Origin of the sequence: Acinetobacter baylyi DSM 14961 = CIP 107474 (assembly GCF_000368685.1) — a bacterium.
In the GTDB taxonomy this organism is placed as follows: Bacteria; Pseudomonadota; Gammaproteobacteria; order Pseudomonadales; family Moraxellaceae; genus Acinetobacter; species Acinetobacter baylyi.
Genome location: NZ_KB849628.1, coordinates 1011917 through 1033737, shown reverse-complemented (window position 1 = coordinate 1033737; position 21821 = coordinate 1011917). Strand labels below are relative to the sequence as shown.

Genomic DNA, 21821 nt, shown 5'->3' with positions numbered 1-21821 from the left:
CGAAAATTTTTGCATAATCCAGTAAATTACACTGTTTTTTTGATTTGCGTATCGCTCTATGACGATCATCTGGATTTTATTTACGCTGATGGCGGCATTTATTTATGCAGGCATGGCGTAATGCATTTCAAAAGCAATTGAGTACAAGCGTCGATATCTATGGGACCACCTTAGCGCGATTTTTATTCTCTCCTATATTTGCATTTAGCTATCTGGCTTTTTTGTATAGCCAGCAACCTGTTACGGTGCATGTCAGTTTTTCTCACAAATTTTGGCTGTATATTGTGATTGCGGGTATTAGTCAGATTTATGCCACCGCGTTGATGGTTAAACTGTTTCAGCAGAAAAATTATGCCATTGGTGTAGGGCTTGCCAAAAGTGAAGCCATTTTGGCAGCTTTGGTCGGGGTGTTATTTTTACAAGAGCATTTAACGGCATGGGGCTGGGTCGGGGTTTCAATTGGTGCGGTCGCGGTATTTTTACTGAGTAAAGGTCGCCAGCACAGTGAGCTTTCATTTAAAACTTTGATAATTGGTTTGGGAAGTGGTCTTTGCTTTGCCATTACATCATTACTGGTGCGTGAAGCCAGTTTAGAACTTGGCATGTTGCCATTTTTACATCGGGCAGCATGGGTACTGTGCAGTCTGATCAGTTTTCAATGCGTGATCATGCTGTTGTATCTTGGGCTTTTTAGTCGACATACCCTATACCATATGTGGCAGAGAATTGGCCTGACCTTCAAGGTCAGCGTGTGTAGTTTTCTGGCATCATTAGGCTGGTTTAGTGCCATGAGTATGCAAACCGTCGCGATTGTAAAGACCCTAGGGCAGGTTGAAATTTTATTTAGCTTACTCATTTCGGCATTTTTCTTTAAAGAAAAACTGGCAAAAACAGATCATCTAGGCTTATGGCTTGTTATCGTTGCCGCGATTATGGTGATTTGGGCTTAAACTGAAACAAGTACATGGATAACTCGGCTGACAGCAGATCACTAGATCCGACATATTATCTTGATTCAGTGCATGTCATTTTAATCCTTTTAATACATCTTTTGCATCTTGATCGCCTGCATTGGCAGCGCGTTGTAACCATTTTTTGGCTAGAGGTGGGTTTTTAGAAGTCCCTTCGCCGTTCAGATACATGATGCCAAGGTTATATTGAGCATTACTTTGCTGATGTTCTGCGGCTTGAGTATACCACTTGATGGCTTGCTGTTTATTCTGGGCAACACCACGGCCATCGTTGTACATTAAGCCCAGACTAAATTCCGCAGGAGGATAACCCTGCAACGCTGCTTTTTGAATCCATTCAAATGCTTGAGGCATATTTTTTTCAACGCCTACACCTTCACTGTACATGCGTCCGACGGTATATTGTGCTTGAGCATGTCCAAACTTTGCAGCTTTACTGAACCATTCAAATGCAGTGGATTGATTTTGAGATACCCCCGTTCCTGTCATATACATCAAACCCAAGCTATATTTAGCACCTACGCTACCATTTTGATCGGCAAGCGTGAGCCATTTAAGCGCCTGAGTTGTATCTTTGGTGACGCCTTGTTCACCACTTAAATACATCATGCCAAGATGATATTGTGCCGTAGATTTGCCTTGTGCCGCCATTTGTTTGATGTCGCTGAGGGTAGGCTCGGCGTAAGTTTGAAAGCTGATCAACCCAATGCTTAGAGATATGATCAGTGTAATTGGAAACATTCTTTTGCGCATAATGATGGTCACAATGATCTGCAATGCATTTAACTCTAGAGATAAATTCTTGCAAACTCAATGATCGTTCGGTCAACAAAACCACTGGATCAGGCGATCCAAGAGAGGATTAAAGTACTTAGATCAACTTATAGAATTGGGATTACTGCTATCAGATTGAAGTAAAAACTAATTTGCAGGCCATTCCGAGTAACACTACTCCAATGCTTCGTTCAATCAAAGATTCTTTCTTTAAAAATGCCTGACGAATCCTGCTTTGAGAAAAAAGCAAACTGACCAATATGAACCATACTGCATTGACCATACACATCCAGACACCATAGAAAATTTGAATTTTTAATGGGGTTTGTGCACTGACCAAACTGGTAAAAATTGCAAGAAAAAAAACAGTCGCTTTGGGATTCAGTGCATTGGTCATAAATCCTGTACTCAATGCCTTGAATTTACTTATGGAATCTTTTGGCATTATGTCTTCTTCCCACATCGCAGGTTGAGCTGAACCCTGGCTTTTTAAAAGTGTCCACCCCAGATAGCACAAGTAAGCTGCACCTGCAATTTTAAAACCAAACATCAGCCATTCATGTTTTTGAATAAATAACCCGATACCAATCAGGGTATACAGTACATGTACAGAAATGCCCAGACCAATGCCCAATGCAGTAAGACATCCAATGACATGACCATAACGCATGCTTTGTCGAACCGTAATCGCAAAGTCTGGTCCAGGTAAAATGACCGCAAGAAAATGGACAATTGCCAAACTTAAAAACTCTGGCCAGTATTGAGCAAGCATCGATTCAGCCCTAACAATAATTCTTCCAATAGTTTAAGAAAGTAATGCAATGGTGATAATCTAGTAAAAAATCAAATCATTTTTGCGTCATGAGCACAAATCAAGGTATTCATCTTTTACAGGAAATGGCGATTTTTGTGAAAGTTGTCGAAACAGGTAGTTTTTCAGAAACATCACGTCAGATGGGAAGCACACCATCGGCAGTGAGCCGAGCCATTTCCAGACTCGAAAAAGCACTTGGAACACGGTTATTACAACGTACAACCCGAAAATTACGTTTAAGCGAAAGTGGACAGCAGATTTATGAAAACTGTCTGGATATGGTCAATGCTGCACAGGCAGTTATGCAAAGTTCAGGGCAGTTTCATGCAGAACCTCAAGGTACCGTGCGGATGAGTGTGCCTAAAGCGGTTGGGCATTTTATGATTCATCCTCACATGCCTGAGTTTTTGCAGCGTTATCCTAAAATTGATGTACAGATGTTATTAGAAGATCGTTATGTTGATTTTATTGATGATGGCGTTGATTTGGCGATCAGGATTACAGATCAGCCTCCAGGCGGTTTAATGGGGAGACGGCTAATTGAAATAGGGCATTTGCTCTGTGCTACGCCTGAATATCTTGCTATGCATGGAACTCCAGAGCATCCACATGATTTAAAACAACATGCGTGTATCTATTTAGGTGAGCAACCAAGTGATTCAAAATGGAAATTCCAGCAGGGCAGTAAAAGCATTACAGTTGCTGTGAAAGGACGCTATTCGGCCAATCATACTGGAATCCGTCTGGATGCTGCACTCAAGCATCTTGGTATTGCCAGTTTGCCATATTTCGTGGCTCGTCATGCGCTTGAGTCTGGAGATTTGATTCAGGTTTTGCCAGACTGGTACTTCAAAACTTATTATAGTGGCGATGCATGGTTGCTTTATCCACCCACTCGGCATTTACCTCCTAAGCTCAGTGTATTGATTCAATTTTTGGCAGAAAAACTGGCACAGGAGCCAAATTTATCATCGTTTTTTCAGGGAGATAAAAGCAGATATTAAATGACGATCTTAATGATAATACCGATACAAAAATACGCCGATAACAACATTATTTCTTGATGAAAGATCGTGATAATTAAACTTTCTATTTTAGACAGTAAAAATGGTTGAATGAAAAAAATGGTTTGTTCAACTGAATAGAGTACAAAAAATAAATCTTTTGAACGGTGAAAAATATGAGTGATACAACAGAAAACAGCCTGGAATCAGGGCAACCAACCTTAACGATAAATACCACAACAATCCCAAGATTTGCCTCCAAATACTGGCGTGTCGAAGGGCCGCAAACCATGTCATTTGCGATCACGAATTTCGAAAATGGCTTTGAAGCTGTATTTCGATCACGAATGAGTCATGATCTGGTGGGGATTATTTGGGATTCTGAGGATGTCAAGGATCATGCCTTGCTCGCCTACGAAACTCAATTCGATTATTCAGGAATGGTTTGGGATTTTGATCTTGCAGTATCTTCGAGTATGCCAGTATTCAACAATTCATCACTTGCATTAACATTGACTGTCATTTATGAGGAAAATAATCAGCAACATACGGCATATATCGCACTATTTAATTATGCAAATCATCCCGATGCCAGAGCCGCTCATATCCAGATTGACTGGAATACTGTAAAAGCAGGATTTAATGCAGATCAGGCATTTCCTGTAACCAATATTCGCAGGATCTTTTTTTCAGGATTTACATCAAGTCATATCTCCAACCCAGATAGCAATATCGCCTTAGCGACACCAGAAGATGGTTATTTGAGATTAACAAATTCGATTGTGACGGGTTCAAATTCAACATTGTCCTTGCAACAAGTTGTTGTAGCGCCACATCAGCTAGGCATATGTACCAGCTATGATGATCATTATGATCTGAATCCACAGCGGATAGTCGATAATTTGACTGCTCTGGGCTATCAGGGAATGATTAACCATTATTGTGGAATGTCGCGTTATCCCGAAATGTATTGGGACAGTTCTGTGCAGAAATGGCAAATTCCAGATCCATTGAATACAGGAATGAGTGTAGTCAATCCTTGTGCGTCTAAATGGCATCAGTTTTTTAGTACAGCACTACATGTTGCTGCATATCGTCCTGTATTTGGAATCAGTTTTGAAATGTATTCGCTGGCAGCCAATGAATATTGGGCGCAAAAAGACTGGAATGATCAATTGGGGCAAACGGGTTATACCCCGCCAAGTTATTTCTTCAGTCCGTGTCATGTCAATGCCATGGCATATTTGGATCAGGTATTTCAGGAATTTGCCAGCACATTGACAGTAGGTGGATGTGATGTGGTGATGCAAATTGGAGAACCGTGGTGGTGGTATAACAATTCTAGCAATCTCCCATGTGTTTATGATTATGCAACACGATTGGCTTTTCATGACGAAACTGGATTGTATGCCCCTGATTTAGGTACAATTACAGAAGCCATGACTAAGTCAGGTACGCCTTATGATGAATTTAAACTTTGGTTAAAGCAGAAACTGGGACAAACCTGTCAAAATATTCGAAGTCATCTAAAAGCACAGTATCCAGATGCAGAAGTAGGGCCTTTAATTTTTCTACCTTCGATTAATACTGATCCTGCTACCTTAATGACGCAGATTAACTATCCCGAATCATATTATGCTTATCCAAATTTTGATTTTGTGATGACAGAAGCCTACGACTGGATTTTGCAAGCCCGACTGGATCTGACGCATTTGGCTATTCAACAGATTCCTCAGACTGAGCTTGCTTATCCCTCCAATAAAGTCGGATATTTAGCTGGCTTTGTACCTGATGCGCAAATTGCTTATATTTATGGTTTTGATGCCACCAAACCTTATCGATTGCCTATTTGGCAAAGGGTGTTAGGCGATGTTAAAAATAATGAAGCGTCCATGATCATGAAACAGTTAGTTTGGGCGTATCCTCAAGTGATGTTTGATTCAATTACCATTGATGCTCAATATCCTGATGGTTTTTTCTCAGATCAAACCTATTATGATTTGATACAGGATAATACGCCTTATCCAGCGAATATCCTTTTATAAAATATCTTGGCTTCAATAGGTCTTGTTTATACGTACATCTAAATGACGTTGAGTCTGTACAGCGTCTCAGTTTGAGCAGGACTTTGTTGTGATTATGTTGTTAGCCAAATAAAAATCCAAAGTGAAACAAAAAACATGTTTCACTTTTTTGTTTTAAATTTTAATTAAAATCAGTAGCCTAAGTAAAAGTCATGGTCATGCATTCATTGTATAGAAGTAAAGCTGTTCGTCAGGGTATCCTGATCGAATAGGGTGCTGTCTGCTTTACATAGGCAGTCACTTCACTATAATAATAGACGACTGGTCTATTTTTAAATTGCAATGACAACACATCAAGTAAAGAAATCTGAAGCAAAACGACAGCACATCTTGGATTCAGGCTTTCATTTGGTTTTACGTAAAGGATTTGTTGGTGTCGGTTTGCAAGAAATTCTAAAAACCAGTGGTGTACCAAAGGGTTCCTTTTATCATTATTTTGAATCCAAGGAAGCCTTTGGTTGTGAGTTACTGAAGCACTACATCTCTGATTATCAAATACGCTTAAATCAACTGTGGACTACAGAGACCTCTGCACGTGACAAGCTCATGAACTATTTGCAGTGCTGGGTTAAAGATCCTGCAACCGAGCAGAGTTGGGCAGAATCTTGCCTGATTGTCAAAATGGCAGCAGAAGTGGCGGACTTGTCTGAAGATATGCGTTTGATCATGAATGATGGTGTCAAACGATTGATCGCGCGTATGGCAGATTTAATTCGTATAGGGCAGCAGGAGGGATCTATTCAAACCTCCGTAGTTCCAGATGTATTGGCTCAGGTGATTTATCAGATGTATCTGGGCGCAGCGTTATTAAGCAAACTTTATAAACATAAAGCACCTTTATTCCAAGCTTTGGAAAGTACCAAGATGATGCTGGATGGGTGTAATCACGTTCAACAGGATAAAAATCAATGAAAATTTTAATGGTTCTCACCTCTCACGATCAGCTTGGTAACACAGGCCATAAGACTGGATTTTGGTTGGAAGAATTTACTTCGCCTTATTATGTATTTAAAGATGCAGGTGCCGACATTACGTTGGCATCACCTAAAGGTGGGCAGCCGCCTTTAGATCCAAAAAGTAATGACCCAGATGCACAAACAGATTCAACACGTCGTTTTGAGCAAGACAAACAGGCTCAGCAGGCGCTTGCCAATACAGTTTTGCTGGATCAGGTACAGGCAGAGGATTTTGATGCGGTATTTTATCCTGGTGGACATGGCCCGCTGTGGGACTTAACGAATGACAAAAAATCGATTGAACTGATTGAGCAGATTACTGCTATGGATAAACCTTTGGGTTTGGTTTGTCATGCACCTGCTGTGCTTAAAAATGTCAAAACTGCAGCAGGCGACTCTTTTGTGAAAGGCAAGCATGTGACTGGTTTTTCAAACAGTGAAGAGGCTGCCGTGCAGTTGACTGATGTTGTACCGTTTTTGATTGAAGATGAATTTAAAGCTCAAGGTGCACATTATGAAAAAGGTGCAGACTGGCAATCATTTACAGTTCGGGAAGGGCAATTGATTACAGGTCAAAATCCTGCCAGTTCCGAAGCCGTTGCCGAGCATCTACTTGCACTTTTAAAAGCTTAATATTTTTATCATTTCACAACACGAGATAAGTTTAGAGTTTTATTATGCAAAGTATTATTCATAAGACGTTTGGTGAACCTGTAGACGTACTGGAGTTGGGTGACATGCCTATTCCACAACCAGAAGCAGGTCAAGTTCGTATCAAAACCATTATGACGCCAATCCATAATCATGATGTATGGACAGTTCGTGGAAGCTATGGCTATAAACCTGAATTACCTGCTATTGGTGGTAGTGAAGCAGTGGGGCTAATTGATGCTTTGGGCCAAGGTGTCGACCATGTGAAGGTTGGACAGCGTGTTGCTGTTGCATCTGTACACGGTTCTTGGGCTGAATATTTTATAGCGCCTGCCAATGGGCTCATTCCATTACCGGATGAAATTGATAATGAAACCGCGGCGCAACTGATTGGTATGCCCATTAGTGCACTCATGCTGCTCGATTTTATTGCAATTAAGCCTAAGCAATGGATGATTCAAAATACCGCCAATGGCGCAGTTGGAAAAACTGTTGCCCTTATTGCCAAATCTCGTGGTATTGGGGTGATTAACCTAGTACGACGTGAAAGTGCAATTGAAGAAATGGCTGCCCTTGGAATTGAGCATGTGGTCGCAACAGAACAGGCAGACTGGAAAGATCAGGTCAAATCTATTCTGGGGGAAAATACTTTGGTTGCGGGCGTTGATTCGATTGGTGGACAAGCCAGTGGCGAGATGCTGAACTTACTGGGTGAAAACAGTACCCTGGTTTCATTTGGAAGTATGACAGGAGAGCCGATGAAAATATCATCGGGTGATCTGATCTTTAAACAAGCGGTGGTCAAAGGCTTTTGGGCAAGTGTTGTCACTAAAACCATGGATCAGGCACGTAAGCGTGAATTGATAAGTGAGTTGTTACACTTAGCAGCGACCCACCAGTTACAGCTCCCTGTGGAGGCTGTTTTAAGATTTGATCAGGTCGATGAAGCAGCTAAACTGTCTACACAGGGTGCACGTAAAGGCAAAGTACTATTCAAATCGGGTATCTAAGCTTTAAAATTTAAACTCTCTTGATCATCGGAAGTGAAATCACCATTTCCGATGATTTTTTATAGTATAAAATCTTGATCTGTTATATTTTTTTGAAAAAATTCTGTATCTATTATTTCATAATGATCCTATTACACTCTAAACTGATCTAGTTTTAGGGCATCGCCATGAATTTTTTAAAAAAGAAAAATAAAGCGAGTTTCGTATTTTTTATTATTACATTTTATGCTTTGATCGGATTCGGTCTTGGATATGTCATCTGGGAATATTGGTTATAATCAAAGCACGACCCTTAGTAAAAAGACTGATATGTTGAAAAGACATTTGAGAAGCTTGGCTTTTTGAGTTTAAGTGTTTTGATGTGCAGGTGTGATTTTATTTTTTGTTTGAATGTTGTGCCAACTGCATCATCATCGGTTAAGATGATTGGCATAAGAAATATAAATTTGTATATTGACAGATCCAGCAGCAAATTTAATTTCGATTTCAAATAAACAATAAATGGAAATTTGCTCCATGAGTCAACCTTCCTCAGATCAATCCGTCGCATCTTTTGAATCGAAGTCTCTCAACATTTTAGGAGAACATATTCCTGTATCTGAATTGGCAGGTTGTGAAGAATGCGATACGGTTTATCGCAAAGTTAAACTTGCAGCAGGTGAGCGTGCCTATTGTGTGTGCTGTGGCGCCGAACTGTATCGAAAAACCAGATCTCTCACCTCATTGCTGGCTCTGGTTGTCACTGCACTCATTATTTTTGCAATTGCCAATAGTTTCCCTATTGTTAAGGTCGAATTACAGGGCAATACCTCTCAAACTACATTGCTTGGTGCAGCTTGGACCATGTTTCAAATTGATCGGGCATTAGTAGGCATATTAATTCTATTTACTACGTTCATTGTTCCATTACTTGATTTATTGCTCCTCACTTATATTTTGTCTTCTGTTGGAATTTTTAAGCAGCGCCCTCCCTATCTAAGATTGGCACTCAGAATACTGTTCCTGTTTCGGGTATGGGGCATGGTTGAAGTCTTTCTCATTGGGGTTTTAGTGACTTTAGTGAAATTGGTGGGCATGGTGGTGGTGATTCCAGGTGTAGCACTTTGGGCCTTTGCAATCTTAAGTTTACTGTTGGTTTATATCGCATCGGTCAAAATCAAGGATATTTGGGATGAAGTAGACAGGTGTGTGCCATGAGTCAAGAGCATCAAAATCCTACGCCGTTACCACAAGTTTCCGATATGGCTCCAGTGAATCCACCCAAAAACCAGCGCTATCCAAGAGCGGTAGATTTGTCCTTGATCGAATGTCATTGCTGTGGTTTGCTCAATCAGGTTGATTCTGATCATTCAGAACAAGCTCATTCTAGGCATTGTATACGCTGTCATAGCCCTTTACATGTACGTAAGCCCCGCAGTTTGGATCGAACACTGGCCTTGGTCATTGCTGCCAGTATTTTGTATATCCCTGCAAATGTCTTACCGATGACCATGACAGATTCGTTGCTTGGTCGTCAGCAAGATACTATTATGAGTGGTGTGATCTATTTCTGGCAAAATAGTGATTATTTGGTCGCAGTCGTCATTTTTATGGCGAGTATCTTCATTCCTATGTTAAAACTAATTATTCTGTGCTTTCTACTTATTGCAGTACGGATGCAGGAATCATCAAAATGGCATTTTTTGCCTGAACACTGTGCATTGTTATATCGAATTGTTGAATTTGTAGGTCGCTGGTCGATGATTGACGTATTTGTTGTGGCGCTTCTGACTGCTCTCATTCAGATCCAATCACTTGCAACAATTCTGGCAGGGCCAGGGGCTGTAGCATTTGGTGCAGTGGTGGTTCTTACCATGTTTGCTTCATTAAGTTTTGATCCACGCATCATCTGGGACAATTACTATAAAGCACAGGCAAAGCAGCATGATCCATTGCAGACGATAGACAATACATCTTCTATTTCTGTAGAACAGTAACATTGATAAACACTTTTGATTAATTCTGACCAATAAAAGAATGATAAGCATGTCTGAACATACGCCGAATACTGAACTCGCGGTTACTGATGAAAACCAGAAACAGCAAGGATTGCCAGAGCCCCAAAAGAAGAAGGGGCGTTGGCGACCTGCGTTGATCTGGCTAGTACCACTGGTCGCTTTGCTCATTGCGCTTTCTTTGGCTGTAAAAGCAATTATTGATACTGGTCCAAAAATTGATGTGTCTTTTCGCACAGCAGAAGGATTGGTCGCTGGTAAAACCACAGTTCGTTATAAACAGGTCGATATTGGTCTGGTTCGTCAGATTGATTTGGCAGAAGATGGCTCACATGTGATTGCCAAAATTGAACTACGTAAGGACGCGAGTAAATTTGCATCGAAAGATTCACGGTTCTGGGTAGTTCGACCACGCATTGGAACCAGCGGTGTATCGGGTATTGATACCTTGCTTTCTGGTGCATATATCGAGGTAGATGGTGGTCGGTCTAAAGAGAAGAAGGATGAATTTACGGGACTTGAGGTTCCACCTGTGGTTTCATCAGATGTTCCTGGAAAAGTTTTTTTCTTAAAAGCAGATGATTTGGGTTCGCTGGATGTCGGTTCCCCAATTTATTATCGACGAATTAATGTGGGGCAGATTACAGCTTATAATTTGTCTAAAGATGGAAAAAGTGTCGAGTTACAAACATTTGTTCGTTCACCTTATGACAAGTTTGTAACCACCGATGCACGGTTCTGGCAAGCAAGTGGCGTAGATGTGACATTAAATGCATCTGGATTTAATCTGGATACGCAATCACTTGCGAGTATTGTTGCGGGCGGGATCGCATTTGGCTATCCAGAATCATCAAATGCAGGTGTGGCAAACAATCATAGTCATTTCAATTTGTTTGATTCGCGCAGTGATGCCATGAAAGAGCCTGATGGTCGGCCACGACACATTATTATGTATTTCAATCATTCTTTACGCGGTTTATCGGCAGGTGCACCAATTGATTTTATGGGCATTGAAATTGGAAATGTAAAATCCATCAATGTTGAATTTAATGCGCAATATACGCAGCTTCGTATGCGTGTAGAGGCAGTGATCTATCCTTCACGCCTTGCACATGGTAAAGAGCTTGATCCAAATGGTGAAATTTTCAGATCGTTTATTCAGCAAGGCTGGCGTGCACAAATGCGAACAGGTAATCTGCTGACGGGTCAAAATTACATTGCACTGGATAAATTCCCTAAAGCCAAACCAGCTAGTCTGATCATGCATGCAGATGGTGCGGCTGAAGTACCGACGACACCGACTGAACTCAGTGGTTTACAGGCACAGGTATCACAAATTGCAGATAAGCTAACCAAGTTCCCATTGGTTGAAATTGGTCAGGATGTACGCAAGACACTCAATAATATGAACACAACGATTGAGTCGACGGATAAGCTGGTCAAACAACTTGATGGTAAAGTTGCGCCAGGTTTCCAAGCCACACTGGATGATGTCCGACGTACCATGCAGTCTAGCCAGTCGATTCTGTCAAGTGATGCCCCGATGCAACAAGATGTACGCCGTGCATTACAACAAATGACACGTGCTGCGGCTTCGTTACAATTGATGGCTGATTATATTGAACAACACCCAGAATCTCTGATTCGTGGAAAAACCCCAGAGGCTGACCGTGATAAATAAAAAAATGAGCATCACACGTGGGATAAAGCGCAGCGCAGGTTATGGTGGAATATTGATGCTACCCGTACTGCTCAGTGCCTGCTCAGGTTCTCCTACGCCAAACTACTATTCGCTGACACCCCAAGTCATGCCACTGGCCAGTTCTAGTGTGCGCGTGATTGAGGTATTACCTGTTGGCTTGCCAGACCGCTTAAGTCGGTCACCCTTGGTGATACAAGAAACCAACGGCCAGTCTAAAGTTCTTGACAATGAGCGCTGGACTTCAACATTCGATGCCGAGTTAAGAGATGGTCTTTCGGCAGGATTACAACAGAAACTCGGTGCTGTTGACCGTTATAGTAGTGGCATGACAGGGGGCAAGGTTTCATATCGTATTGCTACCGATTTTTCGCGTTTTGACATCGTGAAACAAGCAGAGTCCGGTAATCTGAATATTGATGTGGCTGTCGCCTGGATCATCAAGCGCGATGATCCTGCCAAAGCACTAACGTTACCAGCAAATGCCAGCCAGGCAGCAGACTGGAGTCGACAGTTAAGCTGTCGTTTGGCTTTTCAGCAAAAGGTAAGTAAAGGTGGACACGAAACTCGCGAAATCGTTCGTGCTTCTAGCTTGGCACTGAATCAAGTCGTTGAGGCAGTCTCTGCTTCAGTAATCGCATCAGAGGCTAAAACACCAGTCACGATGCAAGGTGTTATCTGTTCATCGTAGAAATCATAAAACTTCCAATGTGTTCGAGCCATTACATTTGATGTAATGGCTTTTATTTTTGTGGATCAAGCAATTGTATCGGTATCTTTACGGGAATAAAAAATTCATTTTGGGACAAGCTTAGAGTTGAATAACCAAGTCTGATTGACAGCATATTGAGAAACAGCTATGTTTTCATTAATAAGTTCTAAAAAGGAACTTTTTAATGAGCAGATTATATGTGTTAGGTGAGTGATATCTCTGTCGAAAAAATCAAGGCAAAAAGTACATGCATCTATACTAGTAGATTATACGGACGATGAGTTTCAGAATATTGAAAGATATGGCTGTAGAAGTACCTGACTATTAGCTCAAACAGAATTGAACATGGGGGCAGATTTAAGCCATGTTCAGTTAAACAGGAATGGATACTTCAAAGATTACCCGTTAAATTTTACCCAAGGAGATAATAATGAATCCACAACAAATGACTGGACTTGAAATCATGCAAGCATTTCAAAAAGGACTGGTACCAGCTCCTGGAATTGCCAAAACGATGGGCATGGATGAAGTGGCCGAGGTGGAATATGGCCGTGTGATATTTGTGGCGACTGCCGATGAACGTCATAGCAATCCATTAGGTGGTGTGCATGGTGGATTTGCAGCGACAGTGCTGGATTCGGTCACAGGCTGTGCAACACATACTGTGCTTACAGCGGGTGAAGGATATGGCACAACAGATTTGGCTATTAAAATGTGTCGACCTATGCCATTTAACAAAAAGTTAATTGCTGAAGGTAAAGTGATTAATACAGGTAAAAATTTAGTGATTTCAGAAGGTTATTTACGTGATGAAGATGGAAAACTGTATGCGCATGCCACCGCGACCAATATGATTATTCGACAAAAATAGGCATAAATCTGAACGTATTTGATTGAGCATCATAATTTTAAGCGCTTTATTTTTCTGCCAAATGATTACTCATCATGTATGTGATGTTCGCTTCAGGCAAGATTGCGTCATTTGACCAGATAATTAACAAATGAATGGGCAAGGGATGCAATCAAGCCAGATGGCGCAAGATTAATCATTCAAGTTACTCTAAAATAAACCCAGATTTAGCAGGCATGACTAAAGCCAGCAATCAGAGGTTGTAGACCTCTAGTAATATCTTGCAATGTTGAACCATCTATCCAGAATGTCTTCTTTAGCATTAGTGTCGTCATAATATGCTCGGCTTGTTCGGTATCTTTACAGACCAGCCCATAACGATTTTCTAGGATTTTATTATTTTCGATAAACTGAATGTAGTAAGCATGTAGCTCTTGGGCATAACCTAAAATTGCATCACGTTGATTCTTCATTTTAAACTCCCTATCAGAAATTGTAGATAATTTGATCTGATGAGGATCATTGTTATGCAAAAATTATCGTGCGTCAACTTGAATTTGTAACGATTTCAAGTTAGATTATTTTAACTTGAGAAAACATTGTGTTAGGAGGGCTGATGTCACAACAAAATAAAAATGAGCATGGTGGTGCCCGCACCAATGCTGGACGTAAGGCCAAATACCAAGAGCCAACTAAAGTCATTCGAGTGCCAGAATCTCAGGTTGCTTTTATTAAGCGTTGGCTTTTAGATAACGTGAAAACCGACAATCTTATTGATTTTAATTCGGCACTGAAAGTCCAGGCGATACAGCCCAATCCAACAAAGATCTACCAGATTCCGTTAGCAACAGAACGTGTTGCTGCTGGTTTGCCATCACCTGCACAGGAGCATGTCGAGCAGAGTCTGGATCTGAATGAATATTTGGTTCGTAATGAAAATGCGACGTTTATTGTAAAGGCCAATTCGTTATCTATGCTGGATGCAGGCATTGATATTGATGATCCATTGATTGTAGATCGAAGTATTACGGCCAAAGCAGGTGATATCGTGATTGCGATGGTTGACAATGAGTTTACGGTAAAACGTCTGATGATCGATCATCATTTTCATCCGCCTAAAGTCTGGTTAAAAGCAGAAAATCCTGATTTTCAGAATATTTATATCGATGAAGGTCAAGAACTCGTGATCTGGGGTGTAGTAACTTACAATCTGAAACCTATGCGTTAGTCATGAGTCAGAGAATCTTTGCGCTCATTGACATTAACAATGCCTATGTCAGTTGTGAGCGCATTTTTGAGCCAAAATTAAACGGACGCCCTGTGATTGTACTTTCAAGTAACGATGGTCAACGTTCTCCATTAGATTATGAAAAGACCCATTAAAAGATCGTTATGCGTGTCTAGAATTTTGGCGGCTATTCAGAATATATTAAAAGCCATCCAGATATGTCCCAAATACTTTGCCACAAATCACAAAGATATTATCCAATTAAATAATTAGTAAAAGAATCAAGAAAAATAAATATATCAATAAGGTAAATAATAATTTAAAGACTCGTATTTTATATTTTTTGGGGTCGTCATTAATATGGATATGTAAAGTTTTCATTCATTCTAAATGGCTTTTTCATTTTATAGACGGTCACAATATGGACTCTCTAAGAGTGAGTCGTAAAATTCATTAATTTTTCTCGTAAAAAATCAATAAAAACTCGAACTTTTGCAGGAAGTAAACGGGTTTCTGTCATTGCATAAGCAGGTAGAAAATCGCCTTGCCATTCAGTAAGAATGGGTACTAATAGCCCTTTATTTATATCATCATAAACTATCGCACGAGGTGTAAAAATAATTCCTTGGCCGAGAATTGATAATTTTCGCATCATACCAACACTATTTAGCATGAATCTTCCAGTAATCTTAACATCTACAGTCTCATTTTTATGATTCAGTTTCCACAGTAAATTGTTTGGAAAACTCAGACATTGATGATGGACTAAATCACTTGGATGATTTGGATGTCCATTTTTTTCTAAATAATCTGCGGATGCATAAAGTTGTCCTCGAAATTGCATTAATTTGTGGCCGATTAAATTTGAATCTGGTGGGTTTCCCATTCGAATAGCTACATCAATATTCTGTTTAACTAGATCAACCAGTTTGGGGGTCAAATCAATTTCAAAGTTAATTTCAGGATAAAGTTCTGCAAATTCTGTGAGTAGTGGAGCCAAAATCATTACTCCAAAATCAACCGGTAAAGAAATACGTAGTAACCCACTGGGTTTAGATAACATTTCTCCAAGCTGTTCATGAGCCAATAGTGCTTCGCTGACAATTGGTTTACAACGCTCAAAATAAACTTGGCCTGCTTCTGTTAGCTCTACTTTTCTTGTTGTTCGATGGAGCAATCGTAAACCTATTTCTTTTTCTAAATGACCAATTCTTCTTGATAGTGTTGAACTAGGCATATTCAGCTTATCAGCAGCTTTTCTAAAACTCATCACTTTGCAAACTTCTACGAACAATGCCATATCGTTAAGAAATTCCATCCAGATTATCCCAATAATGGATTAATAAGTTCCATTTTACCATATTTATCCCAAAGGCTGACTCGTTAATACTATTTCTACTTACTGGCATCTTTAACTTTTAATAAGGAATAGTGTCATGTCTAAAGGGACTATTGTCATCACTGGTACAGCAAATGCTATTGGTCAAGCTTACGCTTGAAGATGCAGTTGCAACTCGTCAGCTTGTTGCAGCAGATGATGGTGAAGTTCGTATCTAAGAAAATTAGATTAAGTTGCATCAAATTATCTAAATCAATTTATTGGACAGTGAATCATGAATCAAATATTTAAACCTATTCTTATCGGTCAGTATCAATTAGCAAACCGACTAGCTATGGCACCAATGACACGATCACGTGCTCAGTTTGATGGCACACCTAGCGAATTAGCAGCTGAGTATTATACTCAGCGTGCAAGTGTGGGATTAATCATTGCTGAAGGTGCACAGCCCTCTGAAGATGGTCAGGGCTATTTAGCAACGCCGGGTATTTATACAGATTCACATATTGCGGGCTGGAAAAAAATCACCAATGCAATACATGCTAAAGGTGGACGCATTTTCATTCAATTGATGCATGTTGGTCGTATGTCACATCCTGATAACACCCCGCATCATCGTCAAGCTGTTGCTCCTTCATCTATTGCTCCAGGTACAGTTACATTCACACCCACTGGAATGCAAGAAATTCCGAAACCTCGTGCATTGACGATTAAAGAAATTAAACAGACTATCCAGGATTTTAGACATGCTGCTCGATCTGCAATTGAAGCGGGTGCGGATGGTGTGGAAATTCATGGCGCCAATGCTTATCTATTTCAGCAATTTTTTGCACCAACGGCAAATACCCGTACAGATGAATATGGTGGTTCTATTGAGAATCGCGCTCGATTTGCTATTGAAGTAGCAACTGCTATTGCAGAAGAAATTGGTGCTGATAAAACTGCGATTCGTCTTTCTCCAGGTTCTTTGCTTTGGGGAATTGATGAAGGTCAAGAAGGCCCAGAATTATATCATTATCTTGTAAAAGAGCTTAATAAACTTGGACTTGTGTATCTACACATTATGCATCTTGGCAATGAAACATTGTTGCAAGATATACGTCAACTATGGACACAGGCATTAATAGTTAACCGGCCCGGACGTCCGCGTGAACAGATTGGAACAGATGTTGAATCAGGTTTAGCAGATTTAGAGTCTTATGGCGAAATGATTCTTGCAAACCCAGATTTTGTAAATCGTCTGCAACAAAATTTACCAATGAATGAAGCAGATAAAACGACATATTACGGTGGTGATGCAAAAGGTTATGTCGATTATCCAGCTTTAAATGCATCTGATAAAATTTAAAGGCTGCAATTATGTCTATTGTTATCGCTAAAGTTCAACGCGCTAGCCATGGTAATCAATTTTATGGCTATGGATTACGTGCAGAAGAATCGCTAATTTCTCCAATCTTGGGTGTCGATCATTATTGGATGAATGCTCCAACTTTCCCTCTTCACCGTCATCAGGGTATATCAGCTGTCTCTTACTTGTTAGAAGATTCTGAAACAGGAATGTTGAATCATGACTCTATTGGGACTCAGAATCTCATTCAGGCGGGGGGGATGCATTGGACCACGGCAGGCCGTGGGATCTCGCACGAGGAAGTTCCTGCCGAAACTGGAAAAACTGTCCATGGATTACAAATTTTTGTAGGTCTCTCTGAATCAAACAGTCAAATCGAGCCTTTTCCATTAATTCTTGAGGCTCAAGATGTCCCTGTAATTCACCTGTCAAACGCAACAGTTCGAGTACCTTTAGGTCGTTATGGTGATGTTCATTCCCCAGTGAACCCACCTACGGAAGTGACAATGCTCGATATTTCACTACAAGATGGTGCCGAGATTAATTTACCAATTGCAATTGGTCATAACATGTTTGTCATGCCTATAGCTGGAATATTTGAAGTAGAAGGTCAAAAATTTAATCCCGAGAGTCTTATAACTCCTGTATTCCCAGCCCAAAATTTTTCTCGGTATATGACATTTAAAGCCCCACAAGGGAGTGCCCATATCGTATTGTTCAGCGGACCTCCATTATATGCTTAATCCAAATTTAACAAGGAATTTACCATGACTAATCAACGTTTTACTCCTGAAAATTCAGCATTACTCCTTATTGATCACCAAGTTGGTACGATGCAACTGATAAAAAATATAGACAAGGAACTCGCTGCTAAGCAGTCAATTGCATTGGCTAAAATGGCTAAGATTCTTGGGATACCAGTAGTTATTACCTCTAGCCAAGAAGACAATGCGCAAGGACCAATTCTGCCAGAAATCGCAGAAACTTTACCTGAAGCCTATGAAGCTCGTGTTAAGCGTCTAGGTGTGGTTAATGCTTGGGCGGATCAAGAATTCCATGATGCTGTAGTAGCAACAGGTCGAAAAAATCTAATTATGGCGGGTGTTACTACAGATGTATGCCTTATTTTTCCAGCAATAGATGCTGTAGCTGAAGGATTTGCTGTACAAGCTGTGATAGATGCTTCTGGCTCACCAAGTGATTTGTCAGAAGAATTTTCTCGTCAGCGTATGCACGATGCGGGCGTTGTACTCACAGCCACTAATACACTCATGGCAGAAATCGCGCAAGACTGGTCTTCTCCCACGGGGCAACAATTGATTGGTCTGTTGTTTACAGATGTATTTCCAGCATTAGGTGCTGAAATTGCTTAAATGTTACTAGAGGGTCAAGGCTATATGTTTCGACAGATAGCCTTAACTAATCTAAACGTGGCTCTCATATCTATCGTTCCTTCAAATGAACTCTGGGTCAGTGTTAAGTTCAAAGAATCTCCACTAAAATATCTTTGTATTGGTCAACCTGTTGAATTGGCATCTGATGTATATGGACGAAATGTTCTTTACCATAAAAAAATCGTTGGTTTTCCTACTACACAGTTATTTCCAACAGTTAGATAGAAGTTTTACGTCATCATTTACTCATTGGCCTTACATAATATATTTAATGGTTGGTTCAAAACTATGAGTACTACACATCCAAAAATTGTAATTGTCGGTGGATCACTTGCAGGACTTACTTTAGCCTTAGCATGTGCTGTTAGAGGCATTTCCGTTGTCATCGTCGAACGTTCATCTCAAAGAAAACATGGCGGTGATAGTTTAACTATTGATCCTGACGCTTTAGCAGCAACAGTAGGTTATGATCCACGTAACCAACCCATTTTATCTGTTGTGCCAGCCTACCGACCCTTGACCACATGGTCTGCATTGTATTCATGGCTGTACGCTCATGCAGTTAATACGTCGAATATCATTATTGAAGAAAATAAAAATGTTAATTCAGTCGAAAATTTTGGTGAACAGGCAAAAATTATTTTTTCAGATGGGACTGTAAGTATAGTTGATGCAGTAATTGGTGCGGATGGTTATCAAAGTATTGTGCGACGTGCGATAGCTCCAGATGAACCATTCGCCACCTATGCAGGCTATCTCGTATGGAGAGGGCTGGTTGATGAGCAAAAATTAAAACGACCAGTGTCATGGCCTTCAAATGGTGGTCTATGGATAGATTTAGTTAAAGGCTATCGTTTAGTCGCTGCTGTGTTACCTGGAGAAAATGGGTCTATAGAAATAGGCCAACGTCAAATTACCTTTGCATGGTTTGATATTAATCAAAAAACTTTGCTTCGTGAAACTAAATGTCTTACTGAAGATGGCTATATCGTAAAAACACTTGCGAAAGGAATGATTGATAAAGATGTTCGAAATAAGTTAGTTAAGCTTGTTCCACAGCTTTGGCCAGAAATTTGGGCAGAAGCGGTAAGAGTAGGGTTACTATCAGATAATGTTGTCAGTGGAGCTCCTATCTGTGAATACAAACCAAAACGATTAGCATATGGGGCTCTAGCTATCATTGGGGATGCTGCACATGTAATTTCGCCAATGACAGGTCGTGGCTTTGCAACAGGTGTGGATGATGCAATGCTATTAGCAAATATGTTAGCTCATCGACAGGAGAATGAACCTATATCGTCAATATTCTCTGAATATAATGCTTTAAGATTGCCATTTATTCAGGCCTTAGTTACTCATTCAAAGCATCTTAGTGCTAACTATGTTAATTATGCAGATTCGAACTAATTTTTATTATATATAGTTCAAGAAAAGAATGAAATTATTAACTATATAACCAACTTCAGCTAAATAAGCTGAATGTTTGCGATATAGTTAAGAAACTTTTTAGTTAATGAAAATAGACATGGTATCTAAAACCCAAATAGGTTAACAAATATATTTTGCTTCTGAAGTTAAAATAGTTACTTCTATAAGTGTATGAAATAGTAAATATTTTTAAAAATTTATTATTAAACCTCATTCATAAATCAAAAAAATCATCTTTTTGTTCAATCTTTATTCTGTAAAATTTTAGATTTTTAAGCATAATCTATATATGAAATATCTCGATTCAAAAAAGCTTTCCAATTCTCAGTTTAAGCATTATACAGATATATCTCATTCAACATTTTCTCTAATGCTTGAACACATACAGATGCAAATTCCCTCTAACGGCAGCCCATTCGAGATCAACAAAATTTGGGTGAAGCACTCACACAATTTACCCAACGTGCGGTTAAAGGTTATACGCACAAAAACTACTATGTAAGGCAATTGGGATTAGCATCTGAACCAATCGCTTTGCAGATCATGACTATTTTCATCCTTATACCATTGTGCATTTAAAAGACTATACCGATAATCTGCTTGAAATTAATCAGGCGGTTCAATCCGGTTTAAAAATCATTTTTAAATCAGGTCATATCTATAAAAAAGCAAGAATTACTTTGCTGGATATTATTCCGAAGCATCATTATGCTCCAGATCTATTTGTCAATTCTGATCAAAGAGTTAAAAATCAAAAATTATTAGACACTTTAATCAAGATTAATACCAATCATGGTAAGAACCGAATTGTATTGGCTTCTTTGATTCATCATCAACCAAGATGTTGGGAAATGAATCAGTTATACAAATCGCCAAGCTATTTAATGCAATCAAAAGCTCTTTTACGTGTAAATTAAATCTAGATTGAACAATAAATTTATCCAGAAGCACTTTGAAGCAGCTTTAAAATAAGGTTATCTTGTCTCTAGGATACTATGAGTAATCCAAAGTTCTGGTCGCAGTCTTCCCCAAGATTGTACTACCTTATTATTTAAATAGAGAATTAGTTATAAACATAACTGATATTCTAGGAGATGATGATCAAGTGATTGATATTACATACATCTATACTTAGCAAAGTTGACTATAATATCAGTGAAAATTATGTTTCCTTCCGAAATGCAAATAAAAGGAAAAGTATAAAATACGCAGAGAAGTATCCTATTATAAAAAATTGTCTTAAACTTTCTTCAAAATACATAGGATATATGATTCTAATAGAAATAGAGAAAAAATAGATAAAATCATAAATACTAAAATGTAAAATAATTTTAAAAACATTATGTAATTTTTAGATTGATTTTTTTTGTTGAAGATTGTGCGTATTATTTTTTCTGTGAAAAATATAGAGACTATGGAAGATGATATACCATACAGAACACTCAATAAAATTATATTTAACATTTAAAAATCCTGCTATTAAAGAATAACCTAATTTTTGTGCTTCTTGAATAAATCATGAAGCACCAAAACTTTACCACTATTTCTTGGTTGCCACCAAGTAT

The 21821-nt window shown here is 39.4% G+C and carries 22 protein-coding genes and 2 pseudogenes; 20 read left to right on the top strand and 4 right to left on the bottom strand.

The genetic code is table 11. The annotated features are described in order from the left end of the window. Positions 1 to 58: 58 nt before the first annotated feature. Positions 59 to 950, top strand: a pseudogene (locus F952_RS14195) (DMT family transporter). 75 nt (positions 951 to 1025) lie between these two features. On the opposite strand, the gene F952_RS14190 reads toward F952_RS14195, so the two are convergent. Next, positions 1026 to 1730, bottom strand: coding sequence for a tetratricopeptide repeat protein (locus tag F952_RS14190; RefSeq protein WP_026056968.1), 705 nt, complete (start codon positions 1728 to 1730; stop codon positions 1026 to 1028). A gap of 145 nt (positions 1731 to 1875) precedes the next feature. Then, the gene (locus F952_RS14185) at positions 1876 to 2517 is read right to left on the bottom strand and encodes a LysE family translocator (protein ID WP_004929130.1); all 642 of its coding nucleotides are present in this window, start codon (positions 2515 to 2517) and stop codon (positions 1876 to 1878) included. A gap of 89 nt (positions 2518 to 2606) precedes the next feature. Here F952_RS14185 and F952_RS14180 point away from each other — a divergent pair, with 89 nt between their 5' ends. The 11 genes from F952_RS14180 to F952_RS14135 all read left to right on the top strand — a co-directional run bounded on the left by F952_RS14180 (position 2607) and on the right by F952_RS14135 (position 13540). Next, positions 2607 to 3563, top strand: a complete 957-nt coding sequence (locus F952_RS14180) for a LysR family transcriptional regulator (protein ID WP_004929129.1) — start codon at positions 2607 to 2609, stop codon at positions 3561 to 3563. Positions 3564 to 3739: 176 nt separating this feature from the next. Beyond that, complete coding sequence (locus tag F952_RS14175; protein WP_004929126.1) at positions 3740 to 5608, top strand: non-contractile tail sheath protein; 1869 nt, start codon at positions 3740 to 3742, stop codon at positions 5606 to 5608. A 321-nt stretch (positions 5609 to 5929) separates the two neighbouring features. Then, positions 5930 to 6559, top strand: coding sequence for a TetR/AcrR family transcriptional regulator (locus F952_RS14170; protein WP_004929123.1), 630 nt, complete (start codon positions 5930 to 5932; stop codon positions 6557 to 6559). After that, positions 6556 to 7236 carry a type 1 glutamine amidotransferase domain-containing protein gene (locus F952_RS14165; RefSeq protein WP_004929119.1) on the top strand — a complete coding sequence of 227 codons (681 nt, stop codon included), beginning with the start codon at positions 6556 to 6558 and terminating at the stop codon, positions 7234 to 7236. The genes F952_RS14170 and F952_RS14165 overlap by 4 nt, the downstream gene beginning before the upstream one ends. A 44-nt stretch (positions 7237 to 7280) precedes the next feature. Beyond that, positions 7281 to 8264, top strand: coding sequence for a zinc-binding dehydrogenase (locus tag F952_RS14160; protein ID WP_004929117.1), 984 nt, complete (start codon positions 7281 to 7283; stop codon positions 8262 to 8264). A 167-nt stretch (positions 8265 to 8431) separates the two neighbouring features. Continuing rightward, positions 8432 to 8542: a hypothetical protein gene (locus F952_RS16900; RefSeq protein WP_004929115.1), complete on the top strand. Its 111-nt coding sequence runs from the start codon at positions 8432 to 8434 to the stop codon at positions 8540 to 8542. 238 nt (positions 8543 to 8780) lie between these two features. Further along, the gene (locus F952_RS14155) at positions 8781 to 9461 is read left to right on the top strand and encodes a paraquat-inducible protein A (RefSeq protein WP_004929111.1); all 681 of its coding nucleotides are present in this window, start codon (positions 8781 to 8783) and stop codon (positions 9459 to 9461) included. 44 nt (positions 9462 to 9505) lie between these two features. Next, positions 9506 to 10240 (top strand): paraquat-inducible protein A, encoded by a 735-nt coding sequence (locus tag F952_RS14150; protein WP_050816570.1) that lies wholly within the window; start codon positions 9506 to 9508, stop codon positions 10238 to 10240. Positions 10241 to 10283: 43 nt separating this feature from the next. Beyond that, complete coding sequence (locus F952_RS14145; protein ID WP_161634730.1) at positions 10284 to 11939, top strand: PqiB family protein; 1656 nt, start codon at positions 10284 to 10286, stop codon at positions 11937 to 11939. 4 nt (positions 11940 to 11943) lie between these two features. Continuing rightward, positions 11944 to 12648, top strand: a complete 705-nt coding sequence (locus tag F952_RS14140; RefSeq protein WP_017385246.1) for a PqiC family protein — start codon at positions 11944 to 11946, stop codon at positions 12646 to 12648. Positions 12649 to 13099: 451 nt separating this feature from the next. Further along, positions 13100 to 13540 (top strand): PaaI family thioesterase, encoded by a 441-nt coding sequence (locus F952_RS14135; protein WP_004929102.1) that lies wholly within the window; start codon positions 13100 to 13102, stop codon positions 13538 to 13540. A 206-nt stretch (positions 13541 to 13746) separates the two neighbouring features. On the opposite strand, the gene F952_RS14130 is transcribed toward F952_RS14135, so the two are convergent. Then, complete coding sequence (locus tag F952_RS14130) at positions 13747 to 13992, bottom strand: hypothetical protein (protein ID WP_004929099.1); 246 nt, start codon at positions 13990 to 13992, stop codon at positions 13747 to 13749. Positions 13993 to 14135: 143 nt separating this feature from the next. Here F952_RS14130 and F952_RS14125 point away from each other — a divergent pair, with 143 nt between their 5' ends. Both F952_RS14125 and F952_RS16970 read left to right on the top strand, forming a co-directional pair. Beyond that, complete coding sequence (locus tag F952_RS14125) at positions 14136 to 14747, top strand: LexA family protein (RefSeq protein ID WP_004929097.1); 612 nt, start codon at positions 14136 to 14138, stop codon at positions 14745 to 14747. 2 nt (positions 14748 to 14749) lie between these two features. Further along, a pseudogene (locus tag F952_RS16970) lies at positions 14750 to 14866 on the top strand (Y-family DNA polymerase); the annotation flags it as partial. Between the two features lie 311 nt (positions 14867 to 15177). Here the strand turns inward: F952_RS16970 and F952_RS14120 are convergent. Next, positions 15178 to 16065 carry a LysR family transcriptional regulator gene (locus F952_RS14120; protein ID WP_004929090.1) on the bottom strand — a complete coding sequence of 296 codons (888 nt, stop codon included), beginning with the start codon at positions 16063 to 16065 and terminating at the stop codon, positions 15178 to 15180. 113 nt (positions 16066 to 16178) lie between these two features. On the opposite strand from F952_RS14120, the gene F952_RS17140 reads away from it, so the two are divergent. From F952_RS17140 to F952_RS14090, 6 genes are all read left to right on the top strand, one after another. Next, positions 16179 to 16304, top strand: a complete 126-nt coding sequence (locus tag F952_RS17140) for a hypothetical protein (protein WP_261630735.1) — start codon at positions 16179 to 16181, stop codon at positions 16302 to 16304. Positions 16305 to 16360: 56 nt separating this feature from the next. Further along, positions 16361 to 17434, top strand: coding sequence for an alkene reductase (locus tag F952_RS14115; protein ID WP_004929087.1), 1074 nt, complete (start codon positions 16361 to 16363; stop codon positions 17432 to 17434). Between the two features lie 11 nt (positions 17435 to 17445). Next, positions 17446 to 18177, top strand: coding sequence for a pirin family protein (locus F952_RS14110; RefSeq protein WP_004929085.1), 732 nt, complete (start codon positions 17446 to 17448; stop codon positions 18175 to 18177). A gap of 24 nt (positions 18178 to 18201) precedes the next feature. Further along, positions 18202 to 18807, top strand: coding sequence for an isochorismatase family protein (locus tag F952_RS14105; protein ID WP_004929082.1), 606 nt, complete (start codon positions 18202 to 18204; stop codon positions 18805 to 18807). Positions 18808 to 19116: 309 nt separating this feature from the next. Then, positions 19117 to 20235 (top strand): FAD-dependent monooxygenase, encoded by a 1119-nt coding sequence (locus F952_RS14095; protein ID WP_004929078.1) that lies wholly within the window; start codon positions 19117 to 19119, stop codon positions 20233 to 20235. Between the two features lie 590 nt (positions 20236 to 20825). Beyond that, positions 20826 to 21173 carry a DUF4113 domain-containing protein gene (locus F952_RS14090; RefSeq protein ID WP_004929075.1) on the top strand — a complete coding sequence of 116 codons (348 nt, stop codon included), beginning with the start codon at positions 20826 to 20828 and terminating at the stop codon, positions 21171 to 21173. The last annotated feature ends 648 nt before the right edge of the window (positions 21174 to 21821 follow it).